The sequence below is a fragment of the Paraburkholderia sp. SIMBA_053 genome, from assembly GCF_046534895.1.
Taxonomy (GTDB): Bacteria; Pseudomonadota; Gammaproteobacteria; order Burkholderiales; family Burkholderiaceae; genus Paraburkholderia; species Paraburkholderia caledonica.
The window spans coordinates 85,050-110,717 of the sequence record NZ_JAWRXU010000018.1; the positions used below are offsets into that span (position 1 = coordinate 85,050).

Annotated in this window: 19 protein-coding genes; 1 reads left to right on the top strand and 18 read right to left on the bottom strand. The window is 62.2% G+C overall.

The window, feature by feature from the left end:
• Positions 1–85: 85 nt before the first annotated feature.
• The gene (gene secA / locus SB753_RS31485) at positions 86–2,896 is read right to left on the bottom strand and encodes a preprotein translocase subunit SecA (protein WP_410803728.1); all 2,811 of its coding nucleotides are present in this window, start codon (positions 2,894–2,896) and stop codon (positions 86–88) included.
• A gap of 202 nt (positions 2,897–3,098) precedes the next feature.
• The gene (ltrA, locus tag SB753_RS31490; RefSeq protein ID WP_114156751.1) at positions 3,099–4,799 is read right to left on the bottom strand and encodes a group II intron reverse transcriptase/maturase; all 1,701 of its coding nucleotides are present in this window, start codon (positions 4,797–4,799) and stop codon (positions 3,099–3,101) included.
• 1,217 nt (positions 4,800–6,016) lie between these two features.
• On the opposite strand from ltrA, the gene SB753_RS31495 reads away from it, so the two are divergent.
• A complete protein-coding gene (locus tag SB753_RS31495; RefSeq protein WP_020071228.1) occupies positions 6,017–6,502 on the top strand; it encodes a DciA family protein in 486 nt (161 codons plus the stop codon).
• 84 nt (positions 6,503–6,586) lie between these two features.
• Here SB753_RS31495 and lpxC read toward each other — a convergent pair whose 3' ends face one another.
• The 16 genes from lpxC to rsmH all read right to left on the bottom strand — a co-directional run bounded on the left by lpxC (position 6,587) and on the right by rsmH (position 25,668).
• Positions 6,587–7,504, bottom strand: coding sequence for a UDP-3-O-acyl-N-acetylglucosamine deacetylase (lpxC, locus tag SB753_RS31500; protein ID WP_410803731.1), 918 nt, complete (start codon positions 7,502–7,504; stop codon positions 6,587–6,589).
• 295 nt (positions 7,505–7,799) lie between these two features.
• A complete protein-coding gene (locus SB753_RS31505) occupies positions 7,800–8,303 on the bottom strand; it encodes a peroxiredoxin (RefSeq protein ID WP_410803733.1) in 504 nt (167 codons plus the stop codon).
• A gap of 217 nt (positions 8,304–8,520) precedes the next feature.
• Positions 8,521–9,717 (bottom strand): cell division protein FtsZ, encoded by a 1,197-nt coding sequence (gene ftsZ / locus SB753_RS31510; protein ID WP_020071225.1) that lies wholly within the window; start codon positions 9,715–9,717, stop codon positions 8,521–8,523.
• A 149-nt stretch (positions 9,718–9,866) separates the two neighbouring features.
• Complete coding sequence (gene ftsA, locus SB753_RS31515) at positions 9,867–11,099, bottom strand: cell division protein FtsA (protein WP_012434417.1); 1,233 nt, start codon at positions 11,097–11,099, stop codon at positions 9,867–9,869.
• Positions 11,100–11,126: 27 nt separating this feature from the next.
• Positions 11,127–11,879, bottom strand: coding sequence for a cell division protein FtsQ/DivIB (locus tag SB753_RS31520; protein ID WP_020071224.1), 753 nt, complete (start codon positions 11,877–11,879; stop codon positions 11,127–11,129).
• 49 nt (positions 11,880–11,928) lie between these two features.
• Positions 11,929–12,882: a D-alanine--D-alanine ligase gene (locus tag SB753_RS31525; RefSeq protein ID WP_020071223.1), complete on the bottom strand. Its 954-nt coding sequence runs from the start codon at positions 12,880–12,882 to the stop codon at positions 11,929–11,931.
• Between the two features lies 1 nt (position 12,883).
• The gene (murC, locus tag SB753_RS31530; RefSeq protein WP_020071222.1) at positions 12,884–14,287 is read right to left on the bottom strand and encodes a UDP-N-acetylmuramate--L-alanine ligase; all 1,404 of its coding nucleotides are present in this window, start codon (positions 14,285–14,287) and stop codon (positions 12,884–12,886) included.
• Positions 14,284–15,402, bottom strand: a complete 1,119-nt coding sequence (gene murG / locus SB753_RS31535) for an undecaprenyldiphospho-muramoylpentapeptide beta-N-acetylglucosaminyltransferase (RefSeq protein ID WP_410803736.1) — start codon at positions 15,400–15,402, stop codon at positions 14,284–14,286. The genes murC and murG overlap by 4 nt, the downstream gene beginning before the upstream one ends.
• A 121-nt stretch (positions 15,403–15,523) precedes the next feature.
• The gene (ftsW, locus tag SB753_RS31540; protein ID WP_087751762.1) at positions 15,524–16,792 is read right to left on the bottom strand and encodes a putative lipid II flippase FtsW; all 1,269 of its coding nucleotides are present in this window, start codon (positions 16,790–16,792) and stop codon (positions 15,524–15,526) included.
• Positions 16,789–18,303 carry a UDP-N-acetylmuramoyl-L-alanine--D-glutamate ligase gene (murD, locus tag SB753_RS31545; RefSeq protein ID WP_087751761.1) on the bottom strand — a complete coding sequence of 505 codons (1,515 nt, stop codon included), beginning with the start codon at positions 18,301–18,303 and terminating at the stop codon, positions 16,789–16,791. The genes ftsW and murD overlap by 4 nt, the downstream gene beginning before the upstream one ends.
• Positions 18,304–18,326: 23 nt before the next feature.
• Positions 18,327–19,496: a phospho-N-acetylmuramoyl-pentapeptide-transferase gene (gene mraY / locus SB753_RS31550; RefSeq protein ID WP_020071217.1), complete on the bottom strand. Its 1,170-nt coding sequence runs from the start codon at positions 19,494–19,496 to the stop codon at positions 18,327–18,329.
• Positions 19,497–19,513: 17 nt separating this feature from the next.
• Positions 19,514–20,941: a UDP-N-acetylmuramoyl-tripeptide--D-alanyl-D-alanine ligase gene (locus tag SB753_RS31555; RefSeq protein ID WP_410803738.1), complete on the bottom strand. Its 1,428-nt coding sequence runs from the start codon at positions 20,939–20,941 to the stop codon at positions 19,514–19,516.
• Complete coding sequence (locus tag SB753_RS31560) at positions 20,938–22,509, bottom strand: UDP-N-acetylmuramoyl-L-alanyl-D-glutamate--2,6-diaminopimelate ligase (RefSeq protein ID WP_410803739.1); 1,572 nt, start codon at positions 22,507–22,509, stop codon at positions 20,938–20,940. Before SB753_RS31560 ends, SB753_RS31555 begins: the two co-directional genes overlap by 4 nt.
• Positions 22,506–24,371 carry a peptidoglycan D,D-transpeptidase FtsI family protein gene (locus SB753_RS31565; protein ID WP_088175768.1) on the bottom strand — a complete coding sequence of 622 codons (1,866 nt, stop codon included), beginning with the start codon at positions 24,369–24,371 and terminating at the stop codon, positions 22,506–22,508. Before SB753_RS31565 ends, SB753_RS31560 begins: the two co-directional genes overlap by 4 nt.
• Complete coding sequence (ftsL, locus tag SB753_RS31570; RefSeq protein ID WP_020071213.1) at positions 24,368–24,718, bottom strand: cell division protein FtsL; 351 nt, start codon at positions 24,716–24,718, stop codon at positions 24,368–24,370. The genes SB753_RS31565 and ftsL overlap by 4 nt, the downstream gene beginning before the upstream one ends.
• Positions 24,715–25,668 carry a 16S rRNA (cytosine(1402)-N(4))-methyltransferase RsmH gene (gene rsmH / locus SB753_RS31575; protein WP_410803742.1) on the bottom strand — a complete coding sequence of 318 codons (954 nt, stop codon included), beginning with the start codon at positions 25,666–25,668 and terminating at the stop codon, positions 24,715–24,717. The genes ftsL and rsmH overlap by 4 nt, the downstream gene beginning before the upstream one ends.

The window sequence follows — 25,668 nt, forward strand, 5'->3', positions numbered from 1 at the left end:
ACCACCGCGAAATCAGCAACACAACACGGTCAGGAAAGACTGCGCCATGCGACGCGGCGCGCTTGTCAGCGCGCCGCCCAAGGCATTATGCGATCTTGCCGTGACACTGCTTGTACTTCTTGCCGCTGCCGCACGGGCACGGATCATTGCGGCCGACCTTCGGCACATTGTCCGTGCCAACGGGCGACGCCGTTTGCGGCGAGGAGCCGTGGCTCATCGCGTCGCCGATCATCGCGGCAGTTGCGGCCTCTGCTGCAGCAGGTGCCGCGGACGAAGCTTCGGCAAATTCGGCGTGACGGAACTCGACGTTCTCGAGGTGGCCGCCCTGCTCTTCCATCTGTTCGGCCGCCTGCTCCAACTGCTCGGGCGACTGGATCTGTACGTTCATAACCACGCGAGTGACTTCGAGCTTCACGGCGTCGAGCATGGCGGCGAACAGTTCGAACGCCTCGCGCTTGTATTCCTGCTTCGGGTTCTTCTGCGCATAGCCACGCAGATGGATGCCCTGACGCAAGTGGTCGAGCGCGGCGAGATGTTCGCGCCAGCTGCGGTCGAGCGTTTGCAGCATGATCGAACGTTCGAACGCGCTAAACGACTCGCGGCCGACCAGTTCAACCTTGGCTTCGTATGCTTCGTCTGCGGCGGCTTGCACCGCTTCGAGAATTTCGTCGGACGTGATCGAGTTCGACTCGTTGATCATTTCCTGGATCGCGAGGTCGAGCTGCCATTCGTTGCGCAGCGCTTCCTCCAGTTCCGGCACGTCCCACTGTTCTTCAATGCTGCCCGCCGGCACGAACTGGTGAACGATCTCCGCGATCACGCCATGACGCATCGCGCCGATGGTTTCGGTAATATCGTTCGCCTCGAGCAGTTCGTTACGCTGCTGGTAGATCACCTTGCGCTGATCGTTCGAGACGTCGTCGTATTCGAGCAGTTGCTTGCGGATGTCGAAGTTGCGCGCCTCGACCTTGCGCTGCGCCGATTCGATGGAGCGCGAGACGATGCCCGCTTCGATCGCCTCGCCTTCCGGCATCTTCAGGCGGTCCATGATCGCGCGCACACGGTCGCCCGCGAAAATGCGCAGCAGCGGATCTTCCAGCGACAGGTAAAAGCGCGACGAACCCGGGTCGCCCTGACGGCCCGCACGGCCGCGCAACTGGTTGTCGATCCGCCGCGATTCGTGGCGCTCCGTGCCGATGATGTGCAGACCGCCCGCGGCCTTCACCTGATCGTGCAAGGCCTGCCATTCGTCATGCAGCTTCTGGATGCGGCGCTGCTTTTCGTCGTCGGGGATCGTCTCGTCGAGTTCAATGAACGACGCCTGTTTTTCCGCATTGCCGCCGAGCACGATGTCAGTGCCGCGACCGGCCATGTTCGTGGCGATTGTAATGCGCTTCGGACGGCCCGCTTCCGCCACGATCTCCGCTTCGCGCGCGTGCTGCTTCGCGTTGAGCACTTCGTGCGGCAAACCAGCCTGCTTCAACAGATGCGAGAGCAGTTCCGAATTTTCAATCGACGTGGTGCCGACCAGCACCGGCTGACCGCGCTCGTAGCAGTCACGGATGTCGCGGATCACCGCGTCGTAACGTTCCTTGGCGGTCTTGTAGATCTGATCCTGCTTGTCGATCCGCTTGGGCGGACGGTTGGTCGGGATCACGACCGTTTCGAGACCGTAGATCTCGTTGAATTCATACGCTTCGGTGTCGGCCGTGCCGGTCATGCCGGACAGCTTGGCGTACATGCGGAAGTAGTTCTGGAACGTGATCGAAGCGAGCGTCTGGTTCTCGCTTTGAATCTTCACGTGCTCCTTCGCCTCGACAGCCTGGTGCAAACCGTCCGACCAGCGGCGGCCTGCCATCAGACGGCCGGTGAATTCGTCGACGATGATCACCTCGCCGTTCTGCACGACGTAGTGCTGGTCCTTGTAGAACAGCGTGTGCGCGCGCAGCGCGGCGTACACATGGTGCATCAACGTGATGTTCTGCGGCGCGTACAGGCTTTCGCCCTCGCCGATCAGGCCCCATTCGGCCAGCAGACGCTCCGCTTTCTCGTGACCCGATTCGGTCAGGAAGACCTGGCGGCCTTTCTCGTCGAGCGTGTAGTCGCCCGGCTTTTCCACGCCTGTGCCGTCAGCCTTTTCTTCGCCAATCTGGCGCTCGAGCAGCGGCGGCAGCGCGTTCATGCGCACGTAGAGTTCGGTGTGATCTTCTGCCTGACCGGAGATGATCAGCGGGGTACGCGCCTCGTCGATCAGGATCGAGTCCACTTCGTCGACCACGGCGAAGTTCAGCGCTCGCTGCACGCGGGCTTCCGGCTCGTACACCATGTTGTCGCGCAGGTAGTCGAAGCCGAACTCGTTGTTCGTACCGTACGTGATGTCGGCCGCGTATGCCTGCTGCTTCATCTCGTGGTCCATCTGCGACAGATTGATGCCGACGGACATACCGAGGAAGTTGTAGAGGCGCGCCATCCACTCGGCGTCGCGCTGGGCCAGATAGTCGTTCACCGTGACGACGTGAACGCCGCGGCCCGACAGCGCGTTCAGATACACCGGCAGCGTGGCGACGAGCGTCTTGCCTTCGCCGGTGCGCATTTCGCCGATCTTGCCGTAGTGCAGAACCATGCCGCCGATCAGCTGCACGTCGAAGTGGCGCATTTTCAGCACGCGCTTGCTCGCCTCGCGGCAGACCGCGAACGCTTCCGGCAGCAGTTTATCGAGCGACTCGCCGCTCGCGACGCGTTGGCGGAACTCGTCCGTTTTCGCGCGCAGTTGATCGTCCGTCAATTGCTCGATCTGCGGTTCGAGCGCATTGATCGCCGCGACGGTCTTTTGATATTGCTTGACTAGCCGCTGGTTGCGGCTGCCAAAAATCTTCTGTAGAAAACCGGTGGTCATCGGATCGGTGTCTGCGTCGCGGCTTCGGCTGGGTTGCGGCGTGCGATTAAAGCACGCGCGCTCCGGGGTCGGAGTGGCCTCGGCGGCTTAGTCCAAGAGTGAATTGTCGGGTAGCCCGACCTTCTTACGAAGATCGGGCCCCCCGAGAACCGTACGTGCGAGTTTCCCCGCATACGGCTCAAATCTACAAACAAAGTTCTGTCTACGACAGAACCGGCTTAGTTACTACAAGTTTACCAACGTGTACCTGCTGGTGACAGTGCGGGTGAAGCAAGACCCGGTTGGACAACTTGTCTGACCCGCCATGCATCCGATATTCCAGATGATGGTCGTGCCAGCCTGTTTCGTCCGTCAAGGCACAGCCGCAGTGCGCACACAGCCCGCTCTGCGACATGTACAGCTTTGCCCACTGTTTCCGGTAGCGCATCGAATCCCACAGACGCGTCTGCCGCAGTTGCTCGCCATATTGCTCCCACTTCGGATCAAAGGGATTGAATTCTCCTTGGATCTTCTTGTGTCTCCTGATCGCCGTACCGCTGAGTTGGTACAACTCCATCAGGCCCCAACTGCCATCGTCTCGAACCGTCCGGACCGCAAACACCCACTGTCGAGCGTCGATTGAGTGGAAGTACTTCTGTCGCACCCAACTGCTGCTCTTTCGGGGATGTCGCCGCTTGGACCACCACCAGAGCCTCCGGAACACCAGATGCTCCATGTGGGTGTACGCCTTTTTGGCCGTAACCGGATGGTGATACTGCGCCCATCCGCGCAACATTGGATTTAGCAGTCGGATCATCTCCTCCTGCTTCACCGTCTTGTTGCTGCGAATCGTTTCCGCCACCTTGCTGTAGAACGCTTTCGCGTTCTTCTTGCTCGGTTTGATGAGCATCTTTCCGGAGTACTTTCGGAAATTCCACCCAAGGAAATCGAAGCCGTCGTCAATGTGAGTGATCCGCGTCTTCTCCTCCGATAACTGCAGCCCCCGAACCGCAAGGAATGCCTCTACCCAAGGTCGGACTTCGCACTCCAGCAACTCACGCGAGTCGCCGGTGATTACAAAGTCGTCCGCGTACCGCACCACATTCACTTTGAGCCTTCGAGCTTTCATGATCCCTAGTTTTGCACCGAGGTGCACTTCCAGTTCTCGCTCCAGCCCATTCAGCGTTACGTTTGCCAATGTCGGGGAGATGATTCCTCCCTGCGGCGTACCGGCCTCAGTCGCCTGTAGCTGCCCCTTATAAATCAGGCCAGCCTTCAACCATTTCCGGAGGATTACTCTGTCCATCAGGACATTGTTTTCCAACCAGTCATGACTGATATGGTCAAAGCATCCCTTGATATCCGCTTCGAGGACCCATTTGGCAGAAGCCTTTTGGGACATACAAACGCGGATTTGGGCCATCGCATCAGCTGTCGAACGATTTAGCCTGAACCCGTAGGAATTCAGGTCACTCGTCGATTCCGATACTGGCTCCAACGCCAGCAGATGCAGAGCTTGCATCGCCCTGTCCCGCATGGTCGGAATGCCCAGAGGGCGTTCCTTCCCATTGGCCTTGGGGATAAAGACTCTCCGTAATGGCAGAGGCTTGTATCCGCGCCGCTTCAACCTGCCGATGGCTTCCCACCGGCTGTCAGGCGAATCCCATAGCTCGCGATCGACTCCAGCCGTTCGCGCACCCTGGTTTTGCGTAACACGTCGTACCGCATACAGCTTCGCAGACAACGTGCGAGTTAGCATCCGTTGCAGGGCTTTCACCCTACGCCAGTCACCTTCCCGCGTCGCCTTCGCAATTCGAATCTGCATCCCTCTCACGTTCCGCTCAACCCGTCGCCAATCTACGGCGTACCAGTTGTCCGGCGCGCGGGAAAGCGCAGATCCGGTCTTTCGACCAGATACTTTCATGCTGCTCTCCTCCCTGGAAAAGTCCCCAGACAGAAGGCGCATCTCCCCCAGCGGGGTAGATACACCCCGCTGGGGAACAACAAAACTCAATGCAGGCGCATGCACCTGCATCTGACCAAGTTACAGAGGGTAGTCAGCCGTCTTGCGACGGTAGACCAGACGGAAGTCTGCCCGCTTTCGCGTGGGGTGATGTTCCAACCCCTATCCGAGCCATTACAGCCCGGCTTTCGCTTTTTCCGTCCTCCCATACCTGCACAATCAACAGCGTCCCTTGCGGTTCGCCTGCCAGCCTTACTGCGCTGGCAACCATACAGGCTTACCACGTTCCCGGCATGTCACACGACTGACTTAGGTTCTGCCTATTCCCCGGCGGTATCACGAACGACGTAACCCGAGATTCGAGCGGGCTATCCAACCGCATACCTTTTTGGTTAGTGCCTATCAGCAGCTTTGGCACACAATGCTAACGAGGTTTATCAGCAGTTCACTTCCGTTAACCCTATCAGCCAGCCTAGCGCCTTACCCCCTTGCTGCTAGGAGTATCCAGACCGCTCCTCGCGGAACCAATCTGCCCGAAACGTCCGGGGGCTACATTGTCAGAAGAGCTTCACACGCCACCGTTGCCAGCGACGCATGTCTTCCTAGGCTACTGCTGGTCGTACAGCAGGTTCACTACCCTCGTCGTCCAGCAAACGAGGTCGAACAATGACACACCGAGCTTTTCGCTCGTATCGTTTAGCGAAACCCTTGCTTGAAGGCGAGGGAATTGCAAACATCACCCCGCCCTGTCGGCGGAGGTGAAGCCGCTGACTGGGCGGGACCTGACGGTAATCAGGCCCATGCAACAAGGTTCCCGGCTGATTGCTCCGGTTTCCAATTTCACTACAAGGATGCTTCCCAGAGGGTTGCATCTGCTTCCTAAAGTGCGGCCCACAAGGGGGCCGCCTGCGGAGGGCATGGTGAGTTGCCTCAATAACCCTCTAGTCGATGCTCCGTAACGTGGAGCAGTCGGACACGAGCGTGCGTGTCGCACCGAATCGGGCATTTTAGCACGCGCCCCCGCCTGCGCTGATGTCGCCAGCGCGACGCCGGCAAGGCAGCGGAGCCCGCCGCGCCGCCCTTCGACGGCGTACACACGGGCGGGTCTGCGTGCATCCCGCGCGGTACAATCGGGGCGTGTTCGCGCATTGGGTGCGAACGCGCCGCCACTGTCAAACATGAGCCGTTTCCCCTCGTTTTCAAGGCCGCCGCCAAAGCAGTTCAACGTGCGCCGGCCCCAGCCGGTAGCCGAAGTGCTCAATCGCACCGACGCGTTTGCCGCGCTGCGGGCGGGCGTCGAGCAGATTGCCGCCTTGGAGAAAGACCTGCGGGACCTGCTGCCCGATTACCTGGCGACGAGCGTGGAACCCAGTTTTATCAAGGAAGGCGTGCTGGCGCTTTTCGCCGCCCACAACGCGTTGGCGGCGCGACTGCGGCATCTGGAGCCGCGGTTGCTGTCGGACCTGCAGCAGCGCGGCTGGCCGGTCAACGCGTTGCGTATCCGTGTGCGGCCGCAGCCCGCTAAGGAGCCGCCGCCGGTCAAGCAGGCGCGCATGACGCCCGTCGGCGCCGAGGCGTTACACGCGCTCAGCGAATCGCTTGCGCCCTCGCCGCTGCAGGAAGCGTTGGCGAAAATGGCAGCGCGGCATCGGAGAAATCGCTGAACAAAAGAAAAAGCGGCTCGTTGGAGCCGCTTATTTTTCGTGTGTTCGCTTCGGAGATTTCACCGAAGAGGTGAAGTTAATTCGTTACGCAAAAGCCGTCTGCGTCTCATAAGCGAAGCCGCGCGGCGCCTTGCGCGTGTCGTCGAAAGTGACGATCTCGTACGAATCTTCATGCGCGAGCAGTTCCCGCAGAAGTGCGTTGTTCAAGCCGTGTCCCGACTTGTACGCGTTGTACGAAGCCAGCAAAGGATGGCCCACCACATACAGGTCGCCGATCGCGTCCAACATCTTGTGTTTGACGAACTCGTCGTCGTAACGCAGACCGTCGTTGTTCAGAATGCGGTACTCGTCGAGCACGATCGCGTTGTCCATGCTGCCGCCGCGTGCGAGGCCCAACTCACGCATCATTTCCACTTCGTGCGCAAAACCGAACGTGCGTGCGCGAGCGATTTCGCGGACGTACGACGTATTGGCGAAATCGACTTCCAGCGCCTGGCCGGTTTTATCGACAGCCGGGTGACGGAAATCAATCGTGAATTTGAGCTTGAAACCGAAATACGGATCGAGCCGGGCGAATTTATCGCCGTCGCGAATCTCGACAGGCTTGGTGACCTTGATGAATTTTTTCGCTGCGTTCTGCTCTTCGATTCCCGCAGATTGAATCAGAAACACGAACGAGCCGGCGCTGCCGTCCATGATCGGAATTTCTTCAGCGGTGACGTCGACATACAGGTTGTCGATGCCCAGTCCGGCGCAAGCGGACATCAAATGCTCGATGGTCGAGACGCGCGCGCCGTCTTTCTGCAACACGGAAGCGAGACGTGTATCGCCGATCGCCATTGCCGACGCGGGGATGTCTACCGGCGTGGGCAAATCCACGCGCGAAAACACGATGCCCGTGTCCGGCGCTGCCGGGCGAAGCGCCAGGTCGACCTTACGGCCGGAGTGCAAGCCGATGCCGACCGTCTTGACGATTGATTTGATGGTGCGCTGCTTCAACATGGTGATCTTTTATTCGATTGAAAATCCCAATCGGGACTTTTTGTTCCATAGCACGAATTATACTCCATAACCCTAAGAAGCGTCTTCGCACGGAACGTATCAATCTGTTTCGCTGCGTTACCCACATTATTCATTGGGCGCCCGTGAGGGAAAGCGTGACGGGCCGACGTCCGGAACGGAGGCGTTTCCGGTCGTCGGCCCGCGTAACGGCCTGTCACAAAAGCGTCGCATTCACTGTTGCCGCGGTACAACGCGGTTTCCCGCGTGCCGCGTCAGCGTGATGACGCCGCTATAACTAGCTCAACGTAGCGAGGATACTCCTTGCATCGCTCACTTCGAATTTGCCCGCAGCCTCGACGTTCAGCGTCTTGACCACGCCGTTGTCGACAACCATCGCGTAGCGCTGGGAACGGATTCCCATGCCGCGCGCCGACAAATCCTGCTCGAGACCAAGCGCTCGTGTGAAAGCCGCACTGCCATCCGCCATCATGCGCACCTTGCCCGAGGCGTGCAGATCGCGTCCCCACGCGCCCATCACGAACGCGTCGTTCACGGACACACACCAGATTTCGTCGACCCCGAGCGCGTGCAACTGCTCGGCGTATTCGACATAACCCGGTACGTGCTTGGCAGAACAGGTCGGCGTGAACGCGCCAGGCAATCCGAAGATCACCACACGCTTGCCCGCCGTCTGCTCGCGCACGTCGAAGCTATTAGGCCCGATCGTGCAGCCCGCGCGCTCGTCTTCGACATACTCGAAGAGCGTTGCGTCGGGCAGCTTGTCACCAGCTTGAATCATGCTCAGTCCTTTGCATCGATGCGAAGCGTCTCTCGCACGTCATCGTGTCGCAGTGAATCGGCGACAGTTGCCCAAACCGCTTCGTTTTCCGAAGAGGGCACTTGTCCTTGCCGCGAATCCGACGATACGCGGCTTGTTTGCCGTTCACCCGCCACGCTCGTGCATTCGTCCGCCAACGCCCAGGAACAGGCGCGGCAGCGAAAGCCTGCCCGTGCGCTCAGTCCGCCTGCTTGCGCAGGAATGCCGGAATGTCGTACGTGTCGACGCCCTTTTCTTGCAGCGCCTGCACGTGCGAAGCCGCGGTGTCGCGCGACGTGCGCCACACAGCCGGCGTGTCCAGCGCGCCGTAGTCGGCCGTGCTCGCGTGCGACGGCGTTGCGTAGGCCGCGTGTTGCGTGCTGATCGGCTGATTGTCGGTGCCGGTGCGCAGCAGCGTCATGGGTGCCGATTGCTGCTTCTTCGCCGCACGGCCGAGACCCGTTGCCACGACCGTCACGCGCAGCGCGTCGCCCATTGCATCGTCGTACACCGCGCCGAAGATCACGGTTGCGTCTTCTGCAGCATAGCTCTTGATGGTGTTCATCACTTCGCGCGTTTCAGACAGACGCAGCGAACGGCTCGACGTGATGTTCACCAGCACGCCACGCGCGCCCGACAGATCCACGCCTTCCAGCAGCGGGCTGGCCACAGCCTGCTCGGCAGCGAGACGCGCGCGATCGACGCCGGCAACCGTCGCCGTGCCCATCATCGCCTTGCCCTGCTCGCCCATCACCGTCTTCACGTCTTCGAAGTCGACGTTCACCAGACCGTCGACGTTGATGATTTCCGCGATGCCGGCAACTGCGTTGTTCAGAACGTCGTCTGCGCACTGGAAGCACTTGTCCATCTCGGCGTCATCGCCCATCACCTCGAACAGCTTGTCGTTCAGAACGACGATCAGCGAGTCGACGTGATCCTCCAGTTGCTGCGAACCGGCTTCTGCCACACGCATGCGCTTGCCGCCTTCGAATTCGAACGGCTTGCTGACCACGCCTACGGTCAAGATCCCCATTTCCTTCGCGATCTGCGCGACCACCGGCGCTGCGCCCGTGCCCGTGCCGCCGCCCATGCCGGCCGTAATGAAGACCATGTGCGCGCCGCGCAATGCGTCGGCGATGCGCTCACGTGCTTCCTGCGCGGCGGCGTGGCCCATCTCCGGCTTGGCGCCGGCGCCCAAACCCGTGTTGCCCAACTGGATCACCGCGGTGGCGCGCGAACGCGACAAAGCCTGTGCGTCCGTGTTCATCACGATGAAGTCGACGCCTTGCACGCCCTTGTTGATCATGTGCTGAACGGCATTGCCGCCAGCGCCACCTACTCCGACCACCTTGATGATGGTGCCGTTCGTTTCGGTTTCCAGCATCTGGAATTCCATGTTGCCTCCGTCAAGATAAAAAATTCAGCCACTCGGCCGTTATTCGGCAAGAGATCGGGCAACCCCCTGTCGCGCGCCGGCCGCCGGCACCAGCGCGTATTTCTGAAACTGTCGAAAACCCGTTGAAACCTGCTCGGTAAAACAAATTCTTAAAAGTTGCCGAGGAACCAGTCCTTCATGCGCGTGAACACTTGCCCCATCGAACCCGACTGCACCGCCACCTTGCGGCCGCGCATGCGTTGCGAGCGTCCTTCGACGAGCAGGCCCATCGCCGTCGAATAGCGTGGGTTGCGCACCACGTCGGCAAGACCGCCCGCGTATTCCGGCACGCCGATACGCACGGGCTTCAGGAAAATGTCTTCGCCTAGCTCGACCATGCCGAGCATCATCGACGCGCCGCCGGTCAGCACCACGCCGGAACTCAGCAGTTCCTCGTAACCCGACTCGCGCACCACCTGCTGCACGAGCGAAAACAGTTCTTCGACACGCGGCTCGACGACCGCCGCCAGCGCCTGGCGCGACAGCGTGCGCGGGCCGCGCTCGCCGAGACCCGGCACTTCGATCATTTCGTCCGGATCGGCCAGCGCCTGTTTGGCGATGCCGTAGTCGACCTTGATGTCTTCCGCGTCCGGCGTCGGCGTGCGCAAGGCCATCGCGATGTCGCTCGTGATCTGGTCGCCGGCAATCGGAATCACCGCCGTATGCCGGATCGCGCCTTCGCTGAAAATCGCGATGTCCGTCGTGCCGCCGCCGATGTCGACCAGCACCACGCCCAGTTCCTTTTCGTCTTCCGTCAGCACCGCGAGCGACGACGCGAGCGGCTGCAGAATCAGATCGTTCACTTCGAGCCCGCAGCGGCGCACGCACTTCACGATGTTCTGCGCCGCGCTCACCGCGCCCGTGACGATATGCACCTTCACTTCGAGGCGAATGCCGCTCATGCCGATCGGCTCGCGCACATCTTCCTGACCGTCGATGATGAATTCCTGCGTGAGGATATGCAGCACCTGCTGGTCGGTCGGAATGTTGATCGCCTTCGCCGTTTCGATCACGCGCGCCACATCGGCCTGCGTGACTTCCTTTTCCTTGATCGCCACCATGCCGCTCGAATTGAAGCTGCGGATATGGCTGCCGGCAATGCCGGTGAAGACGTTCGTGATCTTGCAGTCGGCCATCAGCTCGGCTTCTTCGAGCGCGCGCTGAATGGACTGCACGGTGGCTTCGATATTCACCACCACGCCTTTCTTGAGCCCCTTCGATTCGCTCTGGCCGAGGCCGATCACCTCGTAGTGACCTTCGCCCTTCAGCTCGGCGACGATGGCCACCACCTTCGACGTCCCGATGTCGAGGGCGACCAGCAGATCTTTATAGTCTTTACTCATAGCGTGCTCATTGCGTGTGATGTCCGTTTACTTCTTGCCCTTGTCGGGTTCGCTGATAAAGCGCATGCCAGCGGCACGAATCGCGAAACCGTTCGGATAGCGCAAGTCCGCATACTCGATATCCTTTCCCCAACGTTGCGTCACCGCGTTCCAGGCCGCGGTTAGGCGCTTGCTCCGATCGAGCAGCGTGTCCTGATTGCGCTCGCGCCCCAACTCCACCTGCATGCCGTTCGACAGCTTGACGGTCCACGCGTAACGCGGCGACAACGTCACTTCTTCGGGCGTGGCGCCAAGCGGCGCGAACCACTTCTGAAAGTCGTGATAACGCGCGACCACTTCTTTCGCCGTACCGTCCGGGCCGTCGAACGCGGGCAGGTCCTGCTCCAGCTCGCCCTGGTTCGCGGTGAACAGATCGCCGTCGACGCTCACCAGTTGATCGCTGCCCCACGTACCAAGCGGTTTGTACTCTTCGAGCGTGACAGCGAGCGCATTCGGCCAGACGCGCCGCACGCTCGCGTGACGCACCCACGGCATCTGCTCGAACGCCTGGCGCGCGACGTCGAGATCGACCGTGAAGAAGTTGCCCTTCAGCCGCCCAACCACGCCTGCGCGCACCGTCGGCGAATTGATATGCTCGGTATCGCCGTCGATCTGGATTTCGCGCAGCGCGAAATTCGGGCGCTGGATCAGCCAGTAACCGCCCGCCGCCAGCAGCACGAGCACCAGCAACGCATGCAATGCGTTGGCGGCGAAATTGAGCTGGCGAACGTTGTTCCACATGGTGTTGCTTTCGGGTTGCCCCGGTTAGTGCTTCGGTTAGTGCTGCCCGTTAATCCTTGAGCGTCAGCGCCAATACGCCGACAACCAGTTCCTGATAGCTGATGCCCACCGCGCGCGCCGCTTTCGGCGGCAACGAGTGATCGGTCATGCCGGGCGCCGTGTTCACTTCGAGGAAATACGGATTGCCGTCGGCGTCCAGCATGAAGTCGGCGCGACCCCAATCGGTGCAGCCCAGAACGTCGAACGCACGTCGCGCCAGCACTTTCAGGCGCGCTTCGTCGTCCGCCGCCAGACCGCACGGAATCAGATACTGCGTGTCGTTCGCGATGTACTTCGCGTGATAGTCGTAAAACTCGCCGGCCGGCACGATGTGGATCACCGGCAAATCCAGGTCGCCCGCAATGCACGCCGTGTATTCGCCGCCGCCTTCAATGCTCTTTTCGACCACCACGATCTTGTCGTACTTGACGGCTTCGACGAGCGCAGCCGGCAATGCGTCGGCGCTTTTCACCTTGATGACCGCGACGCTCGAGCCTTCGCTTGCCGGCTTCACGAAAAGCGGCAATCCGAGCTTCGCGACGATGTCTTTCGCGCGCGCTTCGTAGTCGTCGCCACGCAGTACGGCTTCGAACGGCGGCGTCGGAATACCGAGTTGCTGCCACACGAGCTTGGTGCGGAATTTATCGAGCCCGAGCGCCGAGCCAAGCACGCCGCTGCCCGTGTACTTGATGCCGTAAAAGTCGAGCGCGCCCTGAATCTGGCCGTTTTCGCCATAGCCGCCGTGCAACGCATTGAACGCGCGCACGAAGCCTTCTTCCTTCAACGCGGCAAGCGGACGCTCGGCCGGATCGAACGGATGTGCGTCGACGCCGGCATCGCGCAGTCCCTGCAGCACGAGGCGCCCGGAATTAAGCGACACCTCGCGCTCGGCGGAATTTCCACCGAGCAGCACGGCCACTTTGCCGAATTGTTTAGCGAGTTGATCTGACTGGATACTGCTCATCTCACACCTTCGTTTCGAGAGCGAGACGACCCGGCACACTGCCGATCGAACCCGCGCCCATCGTGATCACTACATCGCCGTCGCGCACGAGTGCTGCAAGCGCGTCCGGCACTTCGTCCACCGTATCGACGAACACGGGCTCCACCTTGCCCGCCACGCGCAACGCACGCGCGAGCGCACGGCCGTCCGCCGCGACGATCGGCGCTTCGCCCGCCGAATAGACTTCGGTCAGCACGAGCGCGTCCACCGTGGACAGCACCTTTACGAAATCCTCGAAACAGTCGCGCGTACGCGTGAAGCGGTGAGGCTGGAATGCGAGCACCAGACGCCGCCCCGGGAATGCACCGCGCGCCGCCGCGACCGTTGCCGCCATTTCGACCGGGTGATGGCCGTAGTCGTCGACCAGCGTGTAGGCGCCCGACGTGTTGCCTTCCCCGACCACGGGCACTTCGCCGTAGCGCTGAAAACGCCGGCCCACGCCGTTGAAATCGGCCAGCGCCCGCTGAATGTCGGCATCTTTCACTTCGAGTTCGGTCGCGATGGCGATCGCGGCCAACGCGTTCTGCACGTTGTGCTCGCCGGGCAGGTTCAACACGATGTCGATTGGCGGCGCGTCTTCGCGCATTGCCGTGAAATGCATCTTGCCGTCGCGTGCCTGAACGTTCACCGCCCGCACCTGTGCATCCGGAGCAAAGCCGTAGCGAATGATCGGCTTCGACACGAACGGCAGAATTTCCTTCACGTTCGGATCGTCGACGCACAGCACTGCGATGCCGTAAAACGGCAAACGGTGCGTGAATTCGATGAACGCCTGCTTGAGCCGCGCGAAGTCGTGGCCGTAGGTGTCCATGTGATCGGCGTCGATGTTCGTAATGACTTCGATCACCGGAAACAGATTCAGGAACGACGCGTCCGACTCGTCCGCTTCCGCCACGATGAAGTCGCCCGTACCGAGGCGCGCATTCGCGCCCGCGCTGATCAGCCTGCCGCCAATCACGAAGGTCGGATCGAGCCCGCCCGCGGCGAGCACGCTTGCCACCAGCGACGTGGTCGTGGTCTTGCCGTGCGTGCCGGCAATCGCAATGCCCTGTTTCAGGCGCATCAGTTCCGCGAGCATCACCGCGCGCGGCACGATCGGAATACGGCGATGACGCGCCGCCAGCACTTCCGGGTTGTCGCTACGTACCGCGGTCGAGACGACCACAGCGTTAGCGCCTTCTATGTTCTCTGCGGCATGACCGATCGCAATGCGCGCGCCGAGCGCGGCGAGTCGATCGGTCACCGCATTGCTCGACAGATCCGAGCCGCTCACCTGATAGCCGAGGTTGACCAGCACCTCCGCGATGCCGCTCATGCCGACACCGCCGATGCCGACAAAGTGAATATGTTTGACGATGTGTTTCATTGCTTTCCTTCTGGGCTCGCGCCCGAAATCGAACCCGCCACAGTCGCGCAAATCTTCGCGACCTGTTCCGTGGCGTCGGGTTTCGCGAGCGAGCGCGAACGCTCTGCCATCTCCGCGAGACTTTCCCGCGTCTGGCTGCGCAACCAGTCGGCGAGTTTTTCCGCCGACAGATCGCGTTGCTGCACGACCAGCGCTGCGCCGTTATCGGCGAGAAACGCTGCATTAGTGGTCTGATGATCGTCCACCGCATACGGGAACGGCACGAACAACGCGGCCACACCTACTGCTGAAATTTCGGACACCGTCATTGCGCCCGAGCGGCAAATCACGAGATCGGCTTTCGCATAGGCGCTCGTCATGTCGTCGATGAACGGCACGAGTTGCACGTCCGCGCCCGCTTGCAAGCCAGCCGCCGCGTAGTTCTCGCGCAGCGCGTCGATATGCTTGGCGCCGGCCTGATGCACGATGCGCGGCCGTTCGCTCGCACCGAGCAGCGCGACCGCGCGCGGCACCACTTCGTTGAGCGCCGCAGCGCCGAGACTGCCACCGACCACCAGCACGTTCAGCGGACCGTTGCGTTCTGCATAGCGTGCTTTGGGCGCAATCGCGCGCGCAAGTTCCGCACGAATCGGATTACCGGTCCATTCGCCGTGCGGCAACGCATTCGGAAATGCAACCAGCACGCGCCTGGCAAACTTCGCGAGGACCTTGTTCGCGAGCCCTGCTATCGAATTCTGTTCATGCAGCACGAGAGGACGCCCGCTCAATGCGGTCATCAGCCCGGCCGGAAACGTGATGTAACCGCCCATGCCGAGCACGACATCCGGCTTCACACGACGCAGCACACTCAGACTCTGCGTGCATGCGCGCAGCAGATTCAGCGGCAACATCAACTTGGTCTTCAGGCCCTTGCCGCGCAGTCCGCCAAAACGCACGTACTCCATGGGAATGCCGTGCTTCGGCACGAGCGTGGCTTCCATGCCGGCAGGGTTGCCGAGCCATACGACTTTCCAGCCCCACGCCTGCATCAGATGCGCGACCGCGAGCCCGGGGAACACGTGTCCCCCGGTGCCGCCGGCCATCACCATCAGCGTGCGTTGCTGCATGGGGGTCATACCTTCCCTCCACGCATCAACATGAATGAAAACCGGTTGTGGCTGCGGCCGCTTCGCTTAACTTCGCGCGCCTTGCGCACGAAGTTAGCCTTCGCCGAAATCGTGCGTTGCTGCGTGAGGGTCATACCTTCCCCCCACGCATCAACACACGATTTTCATAGTCGACGCGCATCAACACCGCGACGGCGACGCAGTTCAGCAAGATGCCGGAACCGCCATAGCTGACGAGCGGCAACGTCAGACCTTTAGTCGGCAGCAAGCCGAGGTTCACGCCCATGTTGATAAACGTCTGCGCGCCGAACCAGATGCCGACGCCCTTCGCGACCAGACCCGCGAACGTGCGGTCGAGCGCGAGCGCCTGACGGCCAATCTCGAACGCGCGGCGCACGATCCAGTAAAACATCAGGATCACGACGAGCACGCCGACAAAGCCGAGTTCCTCGCCGATCACCGCGAGAATGAAGTCGGTATGCGCTTCGGGCAGATAGTTGAGCTTCTCGACGCTGCCGCCGAGACCCACGCCGAACCACTCGCCGCGGCCGAACGCGATCAGCGAGTGCGTCAATTGATAAGCTTTGCCCTGCGCGTAACGGTCGTCCCACGGATCCAGGTAAGCAAAGATCCGCTCGCGCCGCCACGGCGATGCCCACACCAGCAAACTGAACGTGCCAACCGCGGTCGCAACGAGCCCACCGAACAGCTTGCCGTTCACGCCGCCGAGAAACAGCAGGCCCATCGCGATCGCCGCAATCACCATGAACGCGCCCATGTCCGGCTCGAGCAGCAGCAATGCGCCGACGAAACCCACCGCCATCGCCATCGGCAGAAAGCCTTTGGCGAAGCTGTGCATATATTCCTGCTTGCGTACCGTGTAGTTCGCCGCGTAGATCGTCACCGCGAGCTTCATGATTTCGGACGGCTGCATGTTCGTGATGCCGAGCGGAATCCAGCGGCGTGCGCCGTTCACGCCCTTGCCGACGTGCGGAATCAGCACGATCACCAGAGCGACGAGCGAAATCAGGAATAGCTTGGGCGCGTATTTGTCCCACGTCGAAATCGGAACGCGGAACGCCACGACGCCGACCACCGCGCCCATGACCACGAAAATAATCTGGCGAACGAGGAACGCGTAATCGCGGTACGACGCGTACTTCGGCGAGTCGGGCATCGCGATCGACGCCGAGTACACCATCACCACGCCAAGGCCGAGCAGCGCGACGACCACCCACAGCAGCGAATGATCGTAGTCGAGCATGCGCGAGCGCAACGGCCGCACACCGTTGACGGCGCTCGCGAGACCGCTGCCGCCCGTGCGGCCGGCAGCGCGCGTGGCGCTTGCCGGGTCGCCATTGGCGGTGGCGCGTGAACCGAATCGTTCGGACCAGCTCATATCATCGTCCCCCGTTCGGCCGCGATTTCTTCTACCGTGCTGCGGAACACCGCGGCACGATGCGCATAACCCTTGAACATGTCGAAGCTCGCGCAAGCCGGTGACAACAGGATGGCGTCGCCCGGTTGCGCGAGCGCCGTTGCCGCACGCGTCGCTTCTTCGAGCGTGGCGTGGTCAGTCATCGCGATGCCGGTCTCTTCGAGCGCCGCGCGAATCTGCGGCGCGTCACGGCCAATCAGCATCACTGCGCGGCACCAGCGCATGACCGGCGCGGCAAGCGGCTCGAAGTCCTGGCCCTTGCCGTCGCCGCCTGCAATCAGCACGACGCGCTGCGCGAGACCGTCGAGTGCGGCAACCGTCGCGCCCACGTTAGTGCCCTTGCTGTCGTCGACATAATCAATGCCGTCGATCGATGCAATCAGTTCCACGCGATGCGGCTCGCCGTGATACTCGCGCAAGCCATGCAAAAGACGCGCGCCGGGCAGGCCGATGGCGCGCGCGAGCGCATAGGCGGCAAGTGCGTTGGCCGCGTTATGCAGGCCGCGAATGCGCAAGGCGTCCGCCGGCATCAGGCGCTTCAGCGCAATGTTCGGCGGCGTAACCGCTTCGTTCCTGCGACGACGCTTCGGTGCGGGTTCGTCGCTCGCGTCGAGATCGTGTGCTTCGACGAGCCAGATCATGCCGTTATCGCGCAACAGACCGTAGTCGCCGTCGCTCTTCGGTTCGGTTACGCCGAAGGTCACGACTTCGATGTCGCTAGCGTCGGAAGGCGCGAGCGCCATTACGCGCGCGTCGTCGCGATTAAGCACGCGCACCGTTTGTGTACCGAAGATCCGGCCCTTCGCGGCGGCGTACGCGTCGAGGCCGCCATGCCAGTCGAGGTGATCCTGCGTGATGTTGAGAATTGCCGCGGCGTCCGGCTCGAACGTATGCGCTGTTTCAAGCTGGAAGCTCGACAGTTCGAGCACCCACACGTCGGGCAGCGCGGTGTTGTCGATCGCTTCGCTCAGTTTGTCGAGCAGCGCGGGGCTGATGTTGCCCGCCACCGCGACCTTCTTGCCCGCACGTTCGCACAGCAGGCCCGTCAGGCTGGTAGTCGTGGTCTTGCCGTTGGTGCCGGTGATCGCGATGACTTTCGGCGCGTAGCCGCTCTCGCCGAGCGTTTTCAGCGCCTGGGAAAACAGTTCGAGCTCGCCCCACACGGGGATGCCCTGCTCGCGGGCCGCGGTGATCAGCGGCAGCAGGTCGGCGGCGAGCGGCGACAAACCCGGGCTGATCGCAACGAGTTCCACGCCTTCGAGCAACACAGGCGAAAACGGGCCGCCGACAAACGCGGCGTCGACGCCATGCGCTTCCAGTGCGGACAGATTCGGCGGTACTTCGCGCGTATCGGCCACACGCAGCCGACAGCCGTGCCGCGCGCACCAGCGCGCCATCGCGAGACCGGATTCACCCAGTCCCAGCACGAGCACCATCGGCTTTTGCCGATCCCGAAACTTCTCGCCGAACATCGCCTGCTTCCCCTAATACCTGCTTAACGCAACTTGAGCGTGGACAATCCGAACAGACACAACATCAACGTGATGATCCAGAAGCGCACGACCACTTGCGTCTCCTTCCAACCCGACAATTCGAAGTGGTGATGCAGCGGCGCCATCTTGAAGAGACGCCGGCCTTCGCCGAAACGCCGCTTGGTGAATTTGAACCACGCCACCTGCAACATCACGGAAAGCGTTTCCGCGACGAAAATGCCGCCCATGATGAAAAGCACGATTTCCTGGCGCACGATCACCGCGACCGTGCCGAGGGCGCCGCCGAGCGCGAGCGCGCCCACATCGCCCATGAACATTTGCGCCGGATGCGTGTTGAACCACAGGAACGCGAGCCCCGCGCCGCCCATTGCCGAGCAGAAAATCAGTAATTCGCCCGCGCCGGCGATATGCGGAAACAACAGGTATTTCGAGTAGACCGAGCTGCCCATCACGTAAGCGAACACGCCGAGCGACGCGCCGACCAACACGACCGGCATGATGACGAGGCCGTCGAGACCATCAGTGAGATTGACCGCATTACTCGCGCCGACGATGACCAGATACGTCAGGACGATGAAGCCCCACACGCCGAGCGGATAGCTGATCGATTTGACGAACGGCAACATCAGGTCGGCACGCGCGGGCAAACCCATCGACAAGCCGCTGCGCACCCACGCCATGAACAGGTCGAACACGCGCACGTTGCTCGCCTCCGACACGCTGAACGCGAGGTACACCGCGGCGAACAGACCGATCACCGACTGCCAGAAATACTTTTCGCGCGACGACATGCCGCGCGGGTCCTTGTAGACGACCTTGCGGTAATCGTCGACCCAACCGATCACGCCGAAGCCGAACGTAACCAGAATCACGATCCAGATGAAGCGATTGGTCAGGTCCGCCCACAACAACGTGGCCACGGCGATGCCGAGCAGAATCAGCACACCGCCCATGGTCGGCGTGCCGGATTTCACGAGGTGCGTTTGCGGACCGTCTTTACGAACAGCCTGACCGACCTTCATGGCGGTCAGCTTGCGAATCACCGCCGGGCCGCAGACGAGCCCGATCAGCAGCGCGGTGATGGTCGCCATCACCGCGCGGAAAGTGAGATAACTGAACACGCGCAAGAAGCTTGCGTCATTCTGCAGCCATTGCGCCAGCGCCAGTAGCATGCTTCGGTCCTTCTATTTCAGTGTGCGGCGGGCGTATTGCCCGCTGCGTTGGGTTGTGGACTCGTAACGGCGTCCACCACGCGCTCCATCTGCATGAAGCGCGAGCCTTTCACGAGAAGCGTTGCAGCGGCGCCGAAGCCGGCCTGCTGCAATTGCGCGACCAGCGTGCCGATGTCGGCCACGTGATGCGCGCCCGCGCCATACGCCGTGCAGGCGTCGCGCGAGGCGTCGCCCATTGCGTACAGCGCGTCGATACCGCGTTCCTTCGCGTATGCGCCGATTTCGCGGTGGAACTCGGGACCGTTGTCGCCGACTTCGCCCATGTCGCCCATGACGAGCACACGCGGCGAAGCGTGCGACGCGAGGACGTCGATCGCGGCGCGCATCGAATCGGGATTCGCGTTGTACGTGTCGTCGATCACCGTTGCGCCGGCTAGCGTGCCGAGCGCGGCATGCTTGACCTGCAAGCGGCCTTTCACCGCGCCGAACGATTCGAGGCCGCGCTTGATCGCATCGAGCGAAACGCCCGCGGCGAGGGCGGCCGATGTCGCGGCCAATGCGTTGTGCGCGTTGTGATTGCCGAGCACTTGCAGCGTGATTTCGACATGGCCTTGCGGTGTGTCGACGCTGAGCAGCTTGCCGTCGAACCTGCCGGTGACGGCGGCTTCGGTCGTGCGTTCGTCGCTGTTCAGCGCGAAGTCGACGATCCGGTTGCCGGTGGCGGCCACGCGCCAGATGCTGGCGAAAGCGTCGTCCGCCGGGAACACGGCGACGCCGTCCGGATTCAGCGCATGAATCACGCTGGCATGCTCGAGCGCAACCGCCTCGACGGTCGCCATGAATTCCTGATGCTCGCGCTGCGCGTTGTTCACGACCGCAACCGTCGGCTCGGCGATCTTCGCGAGCAACGACGTTTCGCCGGGATGATTCATGCCGAGTTCGACCACGGCCAGCCGATGCGCCGCATTCAGACGGAACAGCGTGAGCGGCAGGCCAATATCGTTGTTGAAGTTGCCGGCGGTCGCGAGCCGCGCATCCGCGCCGACGGCGGCGGCGAAGATCGACGCGATCATTTCTTTGACCGTGGTCTTGCCATTGCTGCCCGTCACGGCGACGAGCGGCATGCCGAACTTGCGACGCCAGCCGCGAGCCAGCGCGCCCAAACCGACGCGCGTATCGGTCACGCGCAGCGCCGGCACGCTCCAGTCTTGCGGCGTGCGCGAAACGAGCGCCGCCGTCACGTTGCGCGCTGCAACGTCGCCGAGAAAGTCGTGCGCGTCGAAACGCTCGCCCTTGATCGCGACGAAGAGATCGCCCGGACCCGCGCTGCGGCTATCGGTCGACACGCGTTCGAAGGTGACGCTGTCGTCGCCGATCACGGTCGCGCCGGGAATCAGCGCCGCGGCTTCACGCAGCGAGAACATTGCATTTCCTTGCCCGCTCATTCGCCACCTCCGCGTGCCTGCGTCGCCCGCGCTGCGAGCGCGAGACGGGCGTGGTCCTGATCGGAGAAAGCGCGCTTCTTGCCCATGATTTCCTGTGTGGCTTCGTGCCCTTTTCCAGCCAGCACGATGACGTCTTCCCGCGCGGCGCTGCGGATCGCCTGAAGGATCGCGCTCGCGCGGTCTTCAATGCGGCGCGCTTTCGACGCGTCTTTCATTCCCGCTGCGATCTGCTCGATGATCGATTGCGGATCTTCGCTGCGCGGGTTGTCGCTCGTGACTACGACGCCGTCCGCGATCTTCTCGGCGATTGCGCCCATCAGCGGACGCTTGGTCGCGTCACGGTCGCCGCCGCAGCCGAACATGCAAATCAGTTCGCCGCCGCGCGCGGTGGCCATCGGGCGTAGCGCTTCCAGCGTTTTTTCAAGCGCGTCTGGCGTGTGCGCGTAGTCGATCACGACGAGCGGCTCGTCGTTCTGCAAGCGGCCGCCGAGGCGTTCCATGCGGCCGTTCACCGATTCGAGCTTCGCGAGTTGGGCAAGCGCGGCGTCGAACGGCACGTCGGCGGCAAGCAATGCGCCGAGCACGCCGAGCAGATTGCTCACGTTGAACACGCCGAGCGTTTGTACTTCGACGTCGGCCTTGCCCCAGTCGGACGTGTTCAGATGGAACGCGGTGCCGGTTGCGGTGGCGCGCACGTTCGACGCGAGCAACCACGCGTCCGCTTGCGGCGCGCTTAGCCCTGCACTTTGCGAAGCGTCGTTCTGCGCGGAGTCGAGGCCGTAAGCGATGGTGCGCGCGTGACATCGAGTGCTGACTAGCAGACGGCGGCCGGCCGCGTCGTCGTGATTAATCACCGCCGCACGCAGTTCAGGCCACGCGAAAAGACGCGCCTTCGCCGCTTCATACGCTTCGAAAGTGCGGTGATAGTCGAGGTGGTCTTGCGTGAGATTCGTGAACACGGCGATGTCGAACGCCGTGCCGTTCACGCGCCCCTGGTGCAGCGCATGCGACGACACTTCCATCGCCACTGCGCGCGCGCCGGCGTCGCGCAATTGCGCAAGGCTGCGCTGCAATTGCGGCGCGTCGGGTGTCGTGAAGCCGGTGTGCACCAATTGTCCCGGCAGACCAGTGCCAAGCGTGCCGATAGTCGCGCAACGTGTGCCGAGCGCGGTGAGCGCCGCCGAAATCCACTGACTGCACGAAGTCTTGCCGTTCGTGCCCGTCACGCCGACCGTCAGCATGCTGTCGCTCGGATCGTTGTACCAGGCACTCGCGATTGAACCGGCGAGGTCGTTCAACGCCGGCACCGCAAGCGTCGTAGATGCATCGATCGCGCCGTTGAATCCTTCGGCCTGAACGAGCACGGCGGCAGCACCGCGTTCAATTGCACTGTCGATGAACGGACGGTTGTCCGCGCCATCCACTGCGTAGGCGAAGAATGCGTCGCCGGCGGCGAGCGAACGCGTGTCGGCGTGCAGATGCGCGCCCGGCTGCACGCGTGCGCGCAGCCAGCCCAGCGCTTCGGCGATCTCCCGATGCGCCGGATGATTGTTGCGCAGCGCGCTCATCGAACGACTCCCGGATGGCTCTTCGCGTTCGCGGAAATCGTCATCTTCTTTGCGCCGGCGCTGGTCGAGATCTTTTTCGCAGCAGACGGCGCTGGCGTTGCGGACGGTGCGGCAGACGCGGAATCGTCCGATACCACCATCTGCTTGACCGGCATTTGCGGCGGCACGTTCAGCGAACGCAACGTATCGCCGACGATGCCCGAGAACACGGGCCCGGACACCTGACCACCGAAGTGGCTACCCGCGGTCGGCTCGTCGACCGATACCGCGACGACGATACGCGGGTTCGGCATGGGCGCCATGCCGACGAACGACGCGCGATATTTCGAGTGGTCGTAACCATGCGGACCGTGTTTATACGCCGTACCGCTCTTGCCGCCGACGCGATAACCCGGCACCGCCGCATCCGGCGACGTGCCGCCCGGCGAGACGACCGTTTCGAGCATCGCGCGTACTTCACGGGCGGTGGTCGGCGAGAAGATCTGCGGACCCGTTGCCGGCTGGTCGCCAGGCGTGCGGAAAATCGACACCGGCATGATCTGACCGTCGTGCGCGATGGCCGAATATGCGCGCCCCAACTGGAACAGCGACACCGACAGGCCATAGCCGTACGACATGGTCGCCTGCTCGATACGGCGCCAGCTTTTCCACGGACGCAGACGTCCCGCCGCCGCGCCGGGGAAACCGACCTTCGGCGCCTGACCGAGACCGATGCTCGTGTACATATTCCACATCTCTTCGGGCTTGAGCTGCATCGCAATCTTCGTCGCGCCGATGTTGCTCGACTTCTGGATCACGCCGCCGACGGTCAGGACACCGAACGCGCTGTCGTCGGTAATCGGCGCACCGTCAAGCACGAAGCGGCCGCCGCCTGTATCAACCAGTGTAGTCGGCGAGACGCGGTGCAGATCTAGCGCGAGCGACACCGTGAACGGTTTCATGATCGAGCCCGGCTCGAACGTATCGGTCAGGATGCGATTGCGCAACTGGTCGCCGGTCATGTGCGACCGGTCGTTCGGGTTGTAGGTCGGGTAATTGACGAGCGCCAGCACTTCGCCGGTCCGCACGTCGATCACCATTGCCGCGCCGGCCTTCGCCTTGAATTTTTCGACGGCCGCTTTCAGGTTCGTGTACGCGATGTACTGGATCTTGCTGTCGATCGACAGATCCACGTCCTGGCCGTTGTGCGGCACGACCTGCTCGTCCACGTCCTCGATGATGTGGCCCATGCGGTCCTTGATCACGCGGCGGCTGCCCGACATGCCCGCCAGCAGCTTCTGATCGCCGAGTTCGACGCCTTCCTGGCCTTCGTCTTCGACGTTGGTGAAGCCGATCAGGTGAGCGGTGATCTCGCCTTCCGGATAGAAACGCTTGTACTCGTCGCGCGCGTAAATGCCGGGGATGTCCAGCGCCTTCACCTTTTCGGCGATGTCGACAGGCACCTGACGTTTGACGTACACGAAGTTCTTGTCTTCCGAGAGCTTCCTGCGCAATTCCTTATCGGTCATGCCGAGCAGTTTGCCGAGCGCGCCCAGCTTTTCCGCGCCGAGATCGTCCGGCACCGATTCCGGAATTGCCCAGATCGCGCGCACCGGCAGGCTCGTAGCCAGCACGAGACCGTTGCGGTCGAGAATCTTGCCGCGCGTGGCGGGCAGTTCCAGCCGGCGCTGATAACGGATTTCGCCCTGCTTCAGATAGAACGCGTTACCGGGGCCCTGAATCCAGAAGGCGCGCGCGGTCAGCGCGACGAACGCCATGAAAAGCAGGAACACGACGAGCTTGGAGCGCCACATAGGCAGGCGCACCGACAGGATCGGGTTCGCCGAGAAGGCGACGCTCTTGCGAGCCGACGATTTTTTCATCGCACGCCTCCGCTGCGGCTCGTTGCAGGCGCGGACGCCGGACCGGAAGTCGGGATCGGCGCGTCTTCAGCCTTCGCCGAGCCCGGATCGAGCGTCAGATATTGCGTGCGGCCGGTCGTGACCGATTGCATTTTTAGCGACGCGGTGGCGATCTGCTCGATGCGCGACGTTTTCGACAGCGCGCTCTGCTGATATTGAAGTTGCGAATAGTCCTGTTGCAGCTGGCGCTCCTGAGATTGCGCACGCTGCAACTGGATGAAGATCTGGCGCTGCTGATTGGTTGCGTTGACGACAGACAAGGCACAGCCCATCACGATCATCAGCAGGAAAATGTTGAGACGATTCATGGTGCGATTCGCTCCGCCACGCGCATCACGGCAGAACGGGCGCGCGGGTTGGCGGCGACTTCAGCGTCGCTTGCAAACACACGGCCGATGATTTTGAGCGGGGGACTCGGCAGGTCGACGGCGCGAATCGGCAGGCGACGATCCACCGTAGGCGTACTTGCGTGCGCCTGCATGAATCGCTTGACGATCCGGTCCTCGAGCGAATGAAAGCTGATGACCACCAGCCGCCCCCCTTGCTCCAGCAGCGCTAACGCTGCTTCTAAAACGACTTGCAGCTCCGCAAGCTCTTGATTGATGTGAATCCGTATAGCCTGAAAGGTGCGGGTTGCCGGATCCTTGCCCTTCTCACGGGTTTTGACGACGTTAGCCACGATTTGGGCAAGCTCGCCCGTGCTGACGAGAGGCCCAAGACGGTCGGACTCTGCCCGGCGAGCAACAAGCGCCTTTGCAATCTGAAAAGCAAACCGTTCTTCCCCATAATCTCGTATCACCTCCGTCAGTTCCTGCACCGTGGCCCGCGCCAGCCATTCAGCGGCAGATTCGCCGCGCGTCGGGTCCATCCGCATGTCGAGCGGGCCGTCGGCGCGGAAACTGAAACCCCGCTCCGGATCGTCGACTTGCGGCGACGACACGCCCAGATCCAGCAAAACGCCCGACACCCGTTCAATCCCGCGCTCCGCAATCGCGGTGCGCAGTGAAGCAAAACTCTCATGCACGATGCCAAAGCGCGGATCGGCGATCTGCTGCGCCGTGGTGATCGCGAGCGGGTCTTTGTCGAAAGCGATCAGACGCCCCGACTCGCTCAGCTTTTCCAGCACCAGCCGGCTGTGACCGCCACGCCCAAACGTGCCGTCCACATAAACGCCGTCCGCGCGGGTGACCAGCGCGTTGACCGCTTCTTCCAGCAGCACCGTGCGATGCTGCAATTCGTTTCTCATCGCAGATGCCAT

Bases quoted from the DNA above. Each gene is read 5' to 3' on its own strand.
- secA (WP_410803728.1), bottom strand. From the start codon at position 2,896: ATGACCACCGGTTTTCTACAGAAGATTTTTGGCAGCCGCAACCAGCGG.
- ltrA (WP_114156751.1), bottom strand. From the start codon at position 4,799: ATGAAAGTATCTGGTCGAAAGACCGGATCTGCGCTTTCCCGCGCGCCG.
- SB753_RS31495 (WP_020071228.1), top strand. From the start codon at position 6,017: ATGAGCCGTTTCCCCTCGTTTTCAAGGCCGCCGCCAAAGCAGTTCAAC.
- lpxC (WP_410803731.1), bottom strand. From the start codon at position 7,504: ATGTTGAAGCAGCGCACCATCAAATCAATCGTCAAGACGGTCGGCATC.
- SB753_RS31505 (WP_410803733.1), bottom strand. From the start codon at position 8,303: ATGATTCAAGCTGGTGACAAGCTGCCCGACGCAACGCTCTTCGAGTAT.
- ftsZ (WP_020071225.1), bottom strand. From the start codon at position 9,717: ATGGAATTCCAGATGCTGGAAACCGAAACGAACGGCACCATCATCAAG.
- ftsA (WP_012434417.1), bottom strand. From the start codon at position 11,099: ATGAGTAAAGACTATAAAGATCTGCTGGTCGCCCTCGACATCGGGACG.
- SB753_RS31520 (WP_020071224.1), bottom strand. From the start codon at position 11,879: ATGTGGAACAACGTTCGCCAGCTCAATTTCGCCGCCAACGCATTGCAT.
- SB753_RS31525 (WP_020071223.1), bottom strand. From the start codon at position 12,882: ATGAGCAGTATCCAGTCAGATCAACTCGCTAAACAATTCGGCAAAGTG.
- murC (WP_020071222.1), bottom strand. From the start codon at position 14,287: ATGAAACACATCGTCAAACATATTCACTTTGTCGGCATCGGCGGTGTC.
- murG (WP_410803736.1), bottom strand. From the start codon at position 15,402: ATGACCCCCATGCAGCAACGCACGCTGATGGTGATGGCCGGCGGCACC.
- ftsW (WP_087751762.1), bottom strand. From the start codon at position 16,792: ATGAGCTGGTCCGAACGATTCGGTTCACGCGCCACCGCCAATGGCGAC.
- murD (WP_087751761.1), bottom strand. From the start codon at position 18,303: ATGTTCGGCGAGAAGTTTCGGGATCGGCAAAAGCCGATGGTGCTCGTG.
- mraY (WP_020071217.1), bottom strand. From the start codon at position 19,496: ATGCTACTGGCGCTGGCGCAATGGCTGCAGAATGACGCAAGCTTCTTG.
- SB753_RS31555 (WP_410803738.1), bottom strand. From the start codon at position 20,941: ATGAGCGGGCAAGGAAATGCAATGTTCTCGCTGCGTGAAGCCGCGGCG.
- SB753_RS31560 (WP_410803739.1), bottom strand. From the start codon at position 22,509: ATGAGCGCGCTGCGCAACAATCATCCGGCGCATCGGGAGATCGCCGAA.
- SB753_RS31565 (WP_088175768.1), bottom strand. From the start codon at position 24,371: ATGAAAAAATCGTCGGCTCGCAAGAGCGTCGCCTTCTCGGCGAACCCG.
- ftsL (WP_020071213.1), bottom strand. From the start codon at position 24,718: ATGAATCGTCTCAACATTTTCCTGCTGATGATCGTGATGGGCTGTGCC.
- rsmH (WP_410803742.1), bottom strand. From the start codon at position 25,668: ATGGCATCTGCGATGAGAAACGAATTGCAGCATCGCACGGTGCTGCTG.